This window comes from Streptomyces sp. NPDC007162 (assembly GCF_040634175.1).
Lineage (GTDB): Bacteria > Actinomycetota > Actinomycetes > Streptomycetales > Streptomycetaceae > Streptomyces.
The window spans coordinates 1-12,891 of record NZ_JBEYFC010000243.1 but is presented as its reverse complement, the minus strand read 5'-3'; the positions used below and the strand labels follow the sequence as shown (position 1 = coordinate 12,891).

The following is a 12,891-nucleotide window of genomic DNA, read 5'->3' as shown; positions in this document are numbered from 1 at the left end:
GGCGGTACCGGGGACGCGGGCAACAGCGGTACGACGGGCGGCGGCACCGCCGGTGGTGACGGCAGCAGCGGCGGGAGCACGGTTGTCCGCAACAATGGGCACACCAATCTCGGCAACTGCCTCGCCAAGCAGAGTTCCGCGCACAACGCGGCGGTATGCGCGACCGGCTTCGCCGCCGCGACCTGGGCCAAGGCGCACAACATCGATGGCCAGGTCACCGTCGACATCGGTCCAGGCGGCGGCACGGCCAACGCCATCCCGGGGGCAAGCGACGGCAAGGACAAGAAGAACTCCGGTCGTGCCGACGTGATCCTCTGGACGAAGGACAGGGTCTACATCTGGGAGGTCAAGCCGAACACTCCCTACGGGAGGGAGGACGGCCCGAAGGATTTGAACCGGTACGTCACCAAACTTGAAGAGCACTTTGAAGACGTGGGTGACGACCGTGACGTCGAGGCCGGCAAGGGGCTTCCTCGGCAGATGTTCAAATCCTCCGGCCAGGGCATGGGCGCCGTATGGTCAGAGGAGAACTCACCCGGCATGCGGTACTACGGGACCCAGCGGAAACGCCCCAGCCCCACCCCCAGTCCTTCGCCGGGGCCGAGCACCGGGCCCGTCGAGGAACCCACCCGCACGCCGACGGCGGAGCCCACCCCTTCGGCGACGGGAACCTACGGCCCCGGCTCACCGGTCAGCGGCCCGCAGGTGAATGCTGGCAAATACGGTCTGGCCGCCATGGTCGCTGGCGTTGCATGGGCGACCATCTGGGGTGCCGGGAGGGTCCTGTCCGAGGGTCCGGCATGTGTGCTGGGCGGGGCCTGCTGAGACGTCGGTAAGGTGAGCGGAATGAACGTCTATATCGAGGCTTCGTTCGATACTGCGGCACCGGACGGCCCGGGTGAATCGCTGGTGCAGTGGTTCCGTACCGCGTGGGTGCAGTTGTTCAGAAGCCTGGTGGAGGCGGAAGCGAAGGGGGACGGGGAAGTCGAATCCCGGGCACATGTCGTACAGCACATCGACGACCGTCCGCGCCGGTTTCCCCATGTCGGCGCGGCCTGGGAGCAGTTCGAGGAAGGGCTCGCCATGTTCCCCTGGGCGGCCGACATTACGTTCCTCAGCTACCGCGGGGAACTGTGCGAACTTGGCCGGACGAGTTCGTACCACACCCTCGGGGACGGTTCCATCTGGCGGGCGTCGGCGTCGGTGAGCGCGGACGCCCCGGACGACGCCGAATCCTGCGCCGCGCTGGTGGACTTCCTGCATGCCGCGCTGGACACGAGCAACCCCACCTTCGGCCGCATCGAGTGGCGCAACTTCAACGAGCTCACCAACCTCGATGCCGTACTCCGGCGGAAGAAGCGCACGTCACGCCGCGAGAGCCGACGGTTCCTACGGGGCTATGCCTGGGCGACGGTCTGTCCGGCGGAACTGGCGGCACGGCTCGGCGGTGCCGCGGCGCTGGAGAACTCGAGGGCCTTTCACCGGGTGCTCCCGTTGCGGGCGGGGGGCGTGCTGCTTCAGGCTTCGGACACTCTGGCCGGGTACACCGACCAGGTGATGGAGCGGGTGTTCGAGGCGCTCGCCCCCGTGTTGCCGCAGGGTGAGCCTCACCCGGACCCGGCATACCCGGAAATGCGGTTCGTGCCACGGGATGCCGCTGGAGTTCGCTGAGCTGCCGCATCATGGATGTGCATGCTGACGCGCTCACATCGAGACGTTCGCTCCTGTCCTCCCAACGGTGCTGAGGGCCGGCGGCTGGTCAACGGGAGCGCATGGTCTTGGCGTCAGCCAGGCTGGAGTCGGCCGTGGCCGGCAGGCGCATTCCGTGCAGTCCCACGCTTGGCGATCGTCGCCCGTCCTGACTCGGTCACCTGGGCGAGGCTTTGCCGGCCCGACCGGTGGCCTCGCCCATGGGAGCCCCACACGGGCCCCCGCACTCGCTCCGACACGGAGGAGCCTCTTCCCGTTGGGAGGAGAATCCGCTGCCTTCAGCTTCGTTGGGGTTGCTCTGACGCGTAAATAGGTGCTGGTCAGGGTTGGAGTGACCCCCGAGATTCCGACACCTGGACGCTGGATGTTTCGTCATCCAGGGGAAGTGATCCATGGTGGCAAAACGGAGGAATTTCCCGGACGAGTTCAAACGGGACGCAGTGGACCTTGTGCGGTCCTCGAAGGACCGGCCCCTTACCGACATCGCCCGGGGTCTTGGTGTCCATCTGGAAACGTTGCGGAAGTGGGTCCGAGAGGACGCCGCCCGCCGCGCCCATGCGAGTGCCGACGAGGCTGATGCCGACATGACCTCGAGCGAGCAAGAGGAACTCAGGCGCCTGCGGCGGGAGAACGCCCGACTGAAGGAGGACAACGAGATCCTCCGGAAGGCCGCCGCTTATTTCGCACGGGAGACGACACGGTGATCCGCTTCCGTTTCGTCGACGAGCACCGGAACGCCCATGGCGTGAAGCGGATGTGCGACGTCCTGGGCTGGGACCGCTCCGGCTATTACACCTGGCACAAGAAAAAGGAGGCACGGTAGCAAAGGGCGGATGAGGAAAAGGAACTTGTCCGCCGGATCCGGTGCATCCACACCGAGTCCCGGGGCGCCTACGGCGCTCTGCGGATCACTCGTACCTTGCGCCAGCAGGGGCAGGTCGTGAATCGCAAACGCGTCGCCCGGGTCATGCGGGAACGTCAGATCGCCGGAATAGCCCGCCGGAAATCACGGTCCCTGACAAAGGCCGACCGTACGGCACCGCCCGCACCCGACCTCGTCCAGCGGGACTTCACCGCGCCGATGCCGGGCCTGAAACTCGTCGGTGACATCACCTGCCTGCCCACCGCCGAGGGATGGCTTTACCTGGCTACGGTGATCGACCTGTGCACGCGCGAGGTCGTCGGCTGGTCCATGGCCGACCATATGCGCACCCAGCTGGTCGATGACGCCATCCGAATGGCCTATGCCGGCGGACACACGGCTGGCAACGCGATCTTCCACACCGACCGCGGATCGCAATACACGTCTCGCCAGTTCCGGGAAACATTGGCTGAGTTGGACATCCGGCAAAGCACCGGCCGAACCGGCTCATGCTTCGACAATGCGGCCGCAGAGAGCTTCTTCGCCGTACTCAAATCCGAGATCGGCACCACGGCCTGGCCGGCCCGGTCGCAGGCCCGGCAAGACGTATTCGGATGGATCGCGCAGTATTACAACCGGGAGCGGATCCACTCGACCATCGGCTACCTCACCCCACACCAGGCCAGGACCCGCTACAGACAACGGCTCCACCTCGCCGCATAAAACGGAAGTGTCGGACCTCAAGGGGTCACTCCAAAACACGCATGGCTCGACGCACTCCACATGGTCGACAAGCAGAACCGGATGACGGATTCCGGCGACATGTGGGATGCCCGCAACGGAATCCATCTGGCGAGTGAGACGTTCTGGGAGGTCTTCTGCGACGAGGCCCTCGGAGCCTGCCCCAAGAGCCGGCCCGACGCTCACAACTCCACCGACTTCGGGTATTTCCCGATGACTTCGTCGGACTCGTGGGGAGAGTCACTCAAGGACGTTGTGCGTGGTGGCACCTCGGTGGCAGCTGCCGGATTCTGGTACAGAAACCTGCGCCCCCACGAAGATCCGGCAGAAGGACTGTTCGCCAAGAACGTCGACGGCGACTACACCATCAACGTGCAGATCGGCCAGGGGGGTCGGGTACGGACCCAGTGGATTTCGGTGACGAAGAGCTGGGATGTGATCAAGAAGTGGCGCCAGCCCGGACAACGGGTCGCTATCATCGACGGCGACAAAGTCGAGGCGCGGTTGGTCGACCTCACCACCCCGGAAAACATGCCAAGGTACCTGCGAGGATTTCGTTCACTCAACAATGCGCAATCATCGCAAGAGGCCCTGGTCGAGAGATACATAAACCCGAACGCCATCATCGGAATGGTCGAAGATGAGGAATGATCCAGTGGATGAGGAGCTCGTGTCGCAACTGAACGACGCGGCTGAGGGGTTCATCGGTCCCCTGCGCCTGAACGACGGCTTCGTTCAGCTCGCGCTGGACGAACTGTGCAGGCAGATCGACCGACTCGGGGAGCAGTGGCGTGCAGCCGAGGTCATTCCGAAATCGGCTGCCCTCCTCCTCTCGGAGCTGTACCCGGCGATCAGTGCCTGCGCCGACCTCTACGCAGGGGACGAACGCCAGAGAATGATCGACGCTGCGGTGCGGGTCGGAGAAAGAGTCACCTACGCCTTGGACCCCGCGGGCGAACCCGAGATGTGAGGCCACGCGCTGCACCGCCACCGCACACGACGAGCCCCGGACCACTTGTCCGGAGCTCGCTCGGCATTCGGCCTACACCAGGTCCGCCGCCTCTGGCTGCCAGCTGCATGAACAGGCCCATACATGGTTGTCCTGGACGCGGTACCGGAACCGCTGCGGAATGAAAATCCGCTCCGGGCGGGTTCGAAGGCCGTCCTTGAGCTGGTGCGATCGTCCTTCATGCCTTCGGCGCGATCCTGTTGGGCCTCATTGAGGCCGAGTTGAGGCCGCAAGGACAGGAACAGACCGACAAGGGCTGACGATCCCCAACATGGATAACCGCATCTGACCTGCGAAAACGTCAAGGGTGAGCGTTGATCAGCAAGAGCCGCCAAGATCCCCAATGGACTCATAATCCGTCGGCCGTGGGTTCGAGTCCCACCCGCCCCACCTGTGCAGGCCTTTGGCCTGCGAAAACGTTCATTTTGTCCTGTCGGATCGTCAACTTTGCCTGAACGGACTGAATCCGCTGCTCGTGGGTTTGGAGTCCGGCGGAGGTCGGGGGAGTTCCAACCCGTCTGACCTGCGGCGGAGTAGGTGCTCGCGGTTACCGATCGTCGTTTGGGCCACTGCTCTGAGGGGCGATGCCAAGCCCCAGGGGGCCGTACGGGGGCCGGGGCGGCGCGGTCGCGTCCGGTCGACGGTGTCTGCGGGGCGGTTCGGTTGTCCCATTGGCCGGTGTGCGGCAGGGCTGCCATCGCGCTGTGTAGGCACTGTCGCCCTCGCTGTGTTCCATCTGCGATGACGTCCAGGGGTGGGGAAGCTGCCCCAAGAGGAAACCGCCCGGACGGGTTACTCGCCCCTCTTGGGTAGAGCCCTGCGGTTCGGCCGTCAGGCCGGTGTGACGGCCGACCCTGCACTGTTTCTTGGGCAGGTACGGCCCCCGAGAACGAACCTCAGAAGATCAACGAAGCCTTCCCCCGTCATGTCACACCCGTCGCCTTCTGTAGCCGACTCGCATCCCTGGGCGATGCCAGAAGATCACCGTCCGATGCAGCAGCATGATCAGCGGGCATGCTCGGGCCCGCGAGCTGCACCGGCTTACCTGGGCAAGTCGGCGTGTCGAGTCAGGGGACCCGCTGACGGCAGGGTCTCAGGTCGCCCTCGCCTGCTTGGCGACGGGCCAGGAGAAGAGGACGAGCAGACAGGTGTCGCCTGATGACCATCAGGTGACCGCTGTCCGCCCGGCGATTTACCGGAGTCCAGGGAATGCTTGGGGAGCGCCACCGCGAGCGATCAGCTGCCGACACGCCACGCAAAACACCCGAAACGCTCCGGAAGGAATCTCACGCCATGACTACGACCGCGCCCAAGGCTCCGACTACACCAGGGGTGCGGTCCTGGTGGGGAATCCCGTTTGCCACCGCTGAGCGATACCGCCGCCCCGTAGTCGCGGATTTCGATCCGGACTGCTCCTATGACCGCAAGGGCGTCGTTTCCGTCCAGCCCGACAGCGGCGACTGGCTAGAAGCTGACAGCGGGATGGGAGAGGACTGCCTGAACCTGAACGTGTGGGCCCCCGAGCAGCCGGCCGGGAAGACGCTGCCGGTGGCCGTGTACATCCATGGCGGCGGATTCGAGTTCGGCGCCAACACGCAGACCACCTCGAACGCCGCCGGTCTCGCCGTCACGGGACGCGTGGTGAGCGTGTCGGTCAACTACCGGCTCGGCGCCCTGGGCGCGCTCTCGCTCTCGCAGTACGGCGGGCGGCTCGCCGAGGCCAGCAATCTTTTCCTGCAGGACGTCATCGCCGCGCTCACCTGGATCCAGCGGAACATCGCCCACTTCGGCGGCGACCCCGACCAGGTCACGGTCTACGGCCACAGCGCCGGCGCCTACTCCACCTTCGGTCTGCTCGGCGCCTCCTCCGCCGACGGCCTGTACCGGCGACTGGCCGGGTTCTCCGGCGGGCCCGCTCGTAGCGTCCCGGCCTGGTGGGCCGAGGAGCTCGCGCACCTGTTCGTCACCGAACTCGGCGTAGCGGACAACCCGGAGAAGCTGCTCGACCTCGACGCGGTCTCCTTGAGGGACGCCCTGCGCAAGGTCGCCCCGACGGACCTCGGAGTCCGCGGCGGAGTGGACAACAAGGCGACCGGCGTGGTCCTGGACATCGGGCAGCCCGGCGGGGTGGTGCACGCCCATCCCATGAACGACCTGGCCTCGGGCGCGCACCGCGATGTCGACGTGCTGCTGAGCATGGCGAGCGACGACATGGGGTGGTGGGTGGCGAACGACCTCGACCGGTTCGACCCGCACACCATCGACCGCATTGTCGACGAGGTCGCGGGGTGGCGTATTTCCCGCTCCCGCGCGCAGAAGATAGTCAACGCCTACGATCAGGGCGGCCGTACCCCGGCCGAGGTTCGCGCCGCGGTCATGGCGGACTACCTCTTCGCGCTCCCGGCCGCCCGTGGCGCCCTGGCGCACGCCGCCGCGGGCGGCAACGCCCATCTCCTGATGATCGGGCCCGCCGAGGGCGCACCCGCCGTGCACGGCACCGAGATGTACGCCCTGGTCGGCCAGGAACAGCCGGGTCGCAGCGCCGAACAGGCCGAGCGTGACACGCGGATCCGCGACATCGTGCTCGACTTCGCCACCGGTGAACAGTCCCGTCTGTGGCCCGCTGTCACGGACAAACCCACCTCGGGAAGCGTCGGCAACCCGCCCTTCGAAGCCACGGCCCACTACCAGCAGGCCCTCGGCCTGTGGGAGGGCATCGACCGTCCTTGACGGCTGGCGGGACGCCATCCGGAACAGCGCACCAGGGGGGCGAAACAGAGTGAGGAACTCGGTATGAGCCAACCGACAGCAGCCGGCGACGCCGCACCGGCGACGATGCGGGCCGTCGTCGTCACCCGGCCCGGCGGCCTGGACGCACTTCAGATCCAGGATGTGCCGGTGCCGGTACGCAAGCCCGGCTGGGTGCGGATCAGGGTGAAGGCGTTCGGCGTCAACGAGTCCGAGGTCACCACCCGCAAGGGCGAGTCCGACGCGGAGGTCACCTACCCGCGGATCCCCGGCATCGAAGGCGTCGGCGTGGTCGATGAGGCCGACGAGGACAGCGAGCTGCGCCCGGGCCAGCAGGTGGCCACCATGATGGGCAACATGGGCCGCTCGTACGACGGCGCGTACGCCCAGTACGTGACCGTCCCCGCGGCACAGGTCATCCCGTTCGAGACCACCCTGCCGTGGGACGTCGTCGGCGCCCTGCCCGAGATGTTCCAGACCGCCTACGGATCCCTGACCCGCGGCCTGGACCTCAAGGCCGGACAGACGCTGCTGATCCGCGGCGGCACCTCCACGGTCGGGCTGAGCGCGGCGGCGATGGCCAAGGACATCGGCGCCACCGTCATCTCCACCACGCGTCACGCCGGGCGTGCCGACGAACTGCGGGCCATGGGTGTCGACCATCCGATCGTGGACGACGGACACATCGCCGAGAAGGTCCGGGACCTCGCACCGCAGGGCGTGGACGCCGCGCTGGAACTGGTGGGCTGCACAGCCCTGCCGGACACCTTCGGATGCGTGCGCGTGCACGGCACCGTCTGCTTCACCGGCGCCTTGGGCGGCGCGTGGATGATCCCCGACTTCATCCCGTTCATGATCCCCAGCGGGGTGCGGCTGACCAGTTACGCGGGCGAGGCCGCCGATCTCCCGGCCGACGTCTTCGCCCATCAACTCCAGGCCATTGCGGAGGGACGGCTCAAGGTCCCGGTCGCGAAGGTCTACCAGGGGCTGGAACAGGTCCGTGACGCCCAGGCCGACGTCGAGTCCGGCACCACGCCGGGCAAGCACGTCGTCGTCCTGGACGACTGAGAACTGATCACGGGACGCGACGAGGTCATCGCACACCTCGACTCGATCTGCTCGCACCCGCACATCGTTCGCAGCGAGTTCTTCAGCCCGGCGGAGAACGCCTCCGCTCCCCGTCGTTCCCGAAGGAGAGAACAGATGACAGACCAGTCAGCAGCAGGCTGTTTCGGTGCCACGACTACCCGGCCCCCGCTGGACCCGGAGCTCGCGCCCGTCGAGGAGGCGCGGGGCGCTGTTTTCCGGCCTTGACGGATGAGACCCTCCGCGAGATCCGACGGCAGATCGCCGCGGGTTCCCCCGGGTTGGATTCGGAGGCTCTGACGGCGGACGGCAGAGTGCGGGTGGAGGAGCGCCAGGTACCCGGGCCGGAAGGCGAGCCGGACATCACTGTGCTGATCCTCAGCCTCCACGGGGGCGGGATGATCATGGGGGGGCACCGGGACCACGTGAGTCATCTCCTTCCCCATGTGATCGAGGGGAGTGCGGTAGTCGTGTCGGTCGAGTACCGACTGGCGCCGGATCACCCCGATCCCGCGCCGGTCGAGGACTGTTACGCGGGCCTGGTGTGGATGGCGAAGAACGCGGCCGAGCTCGGTATCGACCCCGAGCGCCTCATGATCGCCGGAGTCGGTGGCGGCGGCGGCCTCGCGGCGGGGACCGCGCTGCTCGCCCGGGACTGCGCCTTTCCCTCGCTCAACCACCAGATTCTGATCTGCCCCATGCTCGACGACCGCTTCGAGACGCACAGCAGTCGCATGGTGGACCGCGAAGGCGTATGGGACCGCCACAGCAACCTGTACGCGTGGACCTCCGTACTGGGCGAGCGGCGCGGCGGCCCGGACGTTTCGCAGTACGCCGCGCCGGCCCGCGCCGAGGACCTCAGCCGGCTGCCGCGCACCTACATCGCCACCGGCTCGGCCGAGGGGTTCCGCGACGAGATCCTTAGATACGCCGGCCGCCTGTCCGAGGCGGGAGTGAGCGTCGATCTGCACATGTGGGACGGGAGCTTCCACGGGTTCGACATGACGGTGGATCATGCGGCTGTGTCGTGTGCTTCCAGCGCGACCCGTGAGGAGTTCATCCGGCGGGCCCTTGACAGGTGAGCGGTGCGACAACGCGCAGACTGCGAAGACAGCCATTGCCTCCTGACGGGCAAGCCCGGCGTTCGCCGCGTTTCCGTCAAGCGTCGGTCCTCGCTTCGTGGGCCGCGTAGGCAGCCGGGGTGAGGCCGGTGCGGTCGCGGAAGAAGCGGCCGAAGTTCGCGGGGTCGGTGAAGCCGAGGTGGACGGCCACGGTCCGGGCGTCCCACCGGGCAGCTCCCAGCAGGCGCCGGGCTTCCAGGAGGCGCCGCTCGTCGATGAGTTCACGTACTCCCTTGCCGGTGGCGTCCCGGGCGGCACGGCTGAGGGTGCGGACCGAGCAGCCGAGCAACTCGGCGTAGTCCGCGGCGTGGTGCAGCTCGCGAAAGTGCAGCTCCAAGGCGTCCAGGAAGCGCCCGTACCTCTCGGCACGGCCCGCCCCGGTCGTGGCCGTGCCGATGGCGGCGATGCCCGGGGAGTTGGCCAGGCGCAGCAGCAGCGATTCGAGCAGGCTGCGCCGCAGGGCATGGTGGATGTCGAGGGGGCGGCGCCCCAGTGCGCGGTGTTCGTCCAGGAGCTGGAGTGCCGTCTGCTGGAGCCAGGCGGCGTCGTCGGGGTGCGGGCTGAGCACGGCAGGGGCCTCGTGCGCGGTGAGCGGGGCCAGGAGACGGGCGATGTCGGGATGCAGCACGTCCGGTTCGAACAGGATGAACGGGCCGCGGGCCGCGCTCGGCGGATGCCAGCACTGCGCATGCCCGGGACGCACCCACAGCCACTGGCCGGGGGCGACCGTCCGCGTGACGTAGTCGACGTCATGCCGCAATTCACCCTCGGTGACCCCGATGAGGTAGTGGAAGGTGGCACGGCCCGGACGGGGCGGGTTCCACGGCCAGTCGTCGTGCTGGGTGAAGAAGTCCTCGACGGTGCTCACCTCAAGGCCGTAGGGAGTACCGACCGGGGGCTGAAAACCGTACAGCGGTACCGCAGCCGGACCGGCCGCGCTTCCGCTCGGGTCAGGGTGTCGCCTGTCGACCATCACGTGTCCGCAGCCTACTGCCTTTCTGGTGGGCTGCGGCGGAAGGATGGCACGTGCCGCCGCGCCTGCGCGGCGCGCCCTCCACGTCTTTCGATGCCACAGTCCGTCACCACTTGAGGAAGGGAACGCCCATGAACGGACCGGCCCTGCACAAAACCGCCGCCGACTGCGCAGAGGAGCTCCCCGGAGCTCAGCTGGAACACCCTTTCGGTCCCGATTGGGAGGTCTTCAAGGTGCGCGGCAAGGTGTTCATGCTGATGACCGAAGTCCCGGGGCGGCCCGTGGTGATCCTCAAGGCGGATCCCGGTGAGGCTCAGGCCCTGCGGGAGCAGTACCGCCACATCACCCCCGGCTATCACATGAACAAGAAGCACTGGATCACCCTGGAGAGCGGAGACGGCGTCGACAAGGAGCTCGTCAGGGAGCTCGTCACCGACTCCTACCGGCTCGTCGTCGCCCACCTGCCCAAGGCCGAGCAGCCCGTCGACCCGCACACCTACGGCACTGGCACGCGGGCGGCCCGGTGAGCGCGGCCGGTGACCGGTTTCAGGACACCGCCCGACAGGTGGCCCTGGCCCTCCCCGACGTCAGCCACGGCTACCCCTTCACCCCCGGACTCGACGTATACAAGGTCGCGGGCAAGGTGTTCCTGATCGTCACCGACGACCCGGACGAACAGATCATCACGGTCAAGTGCGAACCCGAGCACGCGCGGGCACTGGAGCGCGGCCACGCATCGATCACACCGGGCCGGTATCTCGACAAACGGCACTGGATCTCACTGGGGCCGGGACCCGGCATCACCGAGCGGCTGGTCACCGACGTGGTCGAGGACTCCTACCACCTGGCCGTCGAGCGGCTGCCGCGACGCGACCGCCCCGGTGCCCGATGAACGCCGCGACCTTCCCCACTAGCGGCTGAGCCGACGCCTGTCAGTGCCCCGTGCAAGGCTCGTCATGTCCGCACACGTACGCACCTGTCCGCACACGTCCGCCTGCGACCCGAGAGACCGATGGAACCGACCGAAGTGAGCCTGCCGCTCTTCGACGAGGAGCCCTCCCGGCCCCTCGCCGACCGCCTGCGCCCCACCCAGCTGGAAGATGTCGTCGGGCAGGACCACCTCCTTGCCCCGGACGCCCCGCTCGGCCGCATGGTCGCCCAGCAGCGCCTCGGCTCCGCCATCCTGTGGGGCCCGCCCGGCGTCGGGAAGACCACCATCGCCCGGCTCCTCGCGGACGCCGGCAACCTGGCCTTCGAGTCAGTGTCGGCCACCTTCTCCGGCGTGGCCGATCTGCGCAAGGTGTTCGCCACCGCACGAAGCCGACGCGGCATCGGCCAGGGCACCCTGCTGTTCGTCGACGAGATCCACCGCTTCAACCGCGCCCAGCAGGACAGCTTCCTGCCCTACGTCGAGGACGGCACCGTCACCCTGATCGGCGCCACCACGGAGAACCCGAGCTTCGAACTCAACGGAGCCCTCCTCTCCCGCACCCAGGTCCTCGTCCTCAAACGCCTCGACGAAGCCGCACTGTCCACGCTCCTCGACCGCGCCGAGGACCTCACCGGCCACCATCTGCCCCTGGACGACGACGCCCGCCGCGCACTGATCGCCATGGCCGACGGCGACGGCCGCTACCTCCTAAATATGGCCGAACAGCTCCAAGCCCTCCCGGACACCGAAACCACCCTGGACACCGCCGGGCTCGCCCATCACATCCAGCAGCGTGCCCCGCTGTACGACAAGGCGCAGGAGGGCCACTACAACCTGATCTCCGCGCTGCACAAGTCGATGCGTGGCTCCGACCCGGACGCGGCCCTGTACTGGCTCGCCCGGATGCTCGACGGCGGCGAGGACCCCCTGTTCGTCGCCCGCCGCCTGGTCCGCTTCGCGAACGAGGACATCGGCATGGCCGACCCGCACGCCGTCCAGCAGGCCCTCGCCGCCTGGGACGTGTACGAGCGACTCGGCTCCCCCGAGGGCGAGTTGGCGATCGCCCAGGCCGTCGTCTACCTCGCCACCGCCCCCAAGTCCATCGCCGTCTACCGCGGCTTCAACGCCGCACACCGATCAGCCCGGCACACCGGCTCACTCATGCCACCCGCCCACATCCTCAACGCCCCGACCCGGCTGATGAAAGACCTCGGCTACGGCAGGGACTACCGGTACGACCCGGACACAGCCGACGGCTTCTCCGGTGACGGCTACTTCCCTGACGACATGGACCGCGAGACGTACTACCAGCCCACCCGCAACGGCTACGAAGCCCAGATCACCGAGCGCCTGCGCCACTGGGCCGCGCTGCGCGCCCGTCGGCAACGCGGCTGACCGGCCGCGCCCGCGACGTCTCCGTGAGGGCCCTCGCGTCGGACTGCAGCACTGCCCGGCCAAATGTCGGGGACGACTCCTGCCGTCGTGGCGTGACGTCGAGCACGCAGGTGACTGCGAAAATGTCGCGCGAGGAACCGGCGACGGACCAGACCTTGCTCAGGCCGTAAGCCTCCTATGGGCACGGACGCCTCCCCCCATCCGGGATGCGTGCCCGATTGGGTGTGTCAATTTAACGGCTGATCTTGGTTGTTGATGGTCAGTTGTTGCTCGGAGTCAGGCGGCCTTCGAAAGCGATCTGGAACGCGTTCAGGG

The 12,891-nt window shown here is 67.6% G+C and carries 12 protein-coding genes and 2 pseudogenes; 13 read left to right on the top strand and 1 reads right to left on the bottom strand.

Features of this window, described 5'->3' with window-relative positions:
• The 10 genes and pseudogenes from ABZ646_RS26135 to ABZ646_RS26090 form a co-directional block, all read left to right on the top strand.
• Positions 1-825 (top strand): annotated as a pseudogene (locus ABZ646_RS26135) (hypothetical protein); the annotation flags it as partial.
• Positions 826-837: 12 nt separating this feature from the next.
• The gene (locus tag ABZ646_RS26130; RefSeq protein WP_360523528.1) at positions 838-1,671 is read left to right on the top strand and encodes a hypothetical protein; all 834 of its coding nucleotides are present in this window, start codon (positions 838-840) and stop codon (positions 1,669-1,671) included.
• Positions 1,672-2,102: 431 nt separating this feature from the next.
• Positions 2,103-2,414, top strand: a complete 312-nt coding sequence (locus ABZ646_RS26125) for a transposase (RefSeq protein WP_181804623.1) — start codon at positions 2,103-2,105, stop codon at positions 2,412-2,414.
• Positions 2,411-2,533, top strand: coding sequence for a hypothetical protein (locus ABZ646_RS26120; protein ID WP_360523524.1), 123 nt, complete (start codon positions 2,411-2,413; stop codon positions 2,531-2,533). Before ABZ646_RS26125 ends, ABZ646_RS26120 begins: the two co-directional genes overlap by 4 nt.
• 15 nt (positions 2,534-2,548) lie before the next feature.
• Positions 2,549-3,295, top strand: a pseudogene (locus tag ABZ646_RS26115) (IS3 family transposase); the annotation flags it as partial.
• A gap of 60 nt (positions 3,296-3,355) precedes the next feature.
• Positions 3,356-3,964 carry a hypothetical protein gene (locus tag ABZ646_RS26110; RefSeq protein ID WP_360523521.1) on the top strand — a complete coding sequence of 203 codons (609 nt, stop codon included), beginning with the start codon at positions 3,356-3,358 and terminating at the stop codon, positions 3,962-3,964.
• A 4-nt stretch (positions 3,965-3,968) separates the two neighbouring features.
• A complete protein-coding gene (locus ABZ646_RS26105; RefSeq protein WP_360523518.1) occupies positions 3,969-4,283 on the top strand; it encodes a hypothetical protein in 315 nt (104 codons plus the stop codon).
• Positions 4,284-5,615: 1,332 nt separating this feature from the next.
• Entirely contained in the window at positions 5,616-7,052 is a 1,437-nt protein-coding gene (locus ABZ646_RS26100; protein WP_360523515.1) for a carboxylesterase family protein, read from the top strand.
• A 63-nt stretch (positions 7,053-7,115) separates the two neighbouring features.
• Positions 7,116-8,138, top strand: coding sequence for a zinc-binding dehydrogenase (locus ABZ646_RS26095; RefSeq protein ID WP_360523512.1), 1,023 nt, complete (start codon positions 7,116-7,118; stop codon positions 8,136-8,138).
• A 242-nt stretch (positions 8,139-8,380) separates the two neighbouring features.
• Positions 8,381-9,238 carry an alpha/beta hydrolase fold domain-containing protein gene (locus ABZ646_RS26090; RefSeq protein ID WP_360523509.1) on the top strand — a complete coding sequence of 286 codons (858 nt, stop codon included), beginning with the start codon at positions 8,381-8,383 and terminating at the stop codon, positions 9,236-9,238.
• A 76-nt stretch (positions 9,239-9,314) separates the two neighbouring features.
• Here ABZ646_RS26090 and ABZ646_RS26085 read toward each other — a convergent pair whose 3' ends face one another.
• Positions 9,315-10,145 carry an AraC family transcriptional regulator gene (locus ABZ646_RS26085; RefSeq protein ID WP_360523506.1) on the bottom strand — a complete coding sequence of 277 codons (831 nt, stop codon included), beginning with the start codon at positions 10,143-10,145 and terminating at the stop codon, positions 9,315-9,317.
• Between the two features lie 236 nt (positions 10,146-10,381).
• Between ABZ646_RS26085 and ABZ646_RS26080 the strand changes: the two genes are divergently transcribed.
• From ABZ646_RS26080 to ABZ646_RS26070, 3 genes are all read left to right on the top strand, one after another.
• Positions 10,382-10,777, top strand: coding sequence for an MmcQ/YjbR family DNA-binding protein (locus ABZ646_RS26080; RefSeq protein WP_360523503.1), 396 nt, complete (start codon positions 10,382-10,384; stop codon positions 10,775-10,777).
• Positions 10,778-10,815: 38 nt separating this feature from the next.
• Entirely contained in the window at positions 10,816-11,142 is a 327-nt protein-coding gene (locus ABZ646_RS26075; protein ID WP_237276944.1) for an MmcQ/YjbR family DNA-binding protein, read from the top strand.
• 120 nt (positions 11,143-11,262) lie between these two features.
• Positions 11,263-12,576: a replication-associated recombination protein A gene (locus ABZ646_RS26070; RefSeq protein ID WP_360523499.1), complete on the top strand. Its 1,314-nt coding sequence runs from the start codon at positions 11,263-11,265 to the stop codon at positions 12,574-12,576.
• The last annotated feature ends 315 nt before the right edge of the window (positions 12,577-12,891 follow it).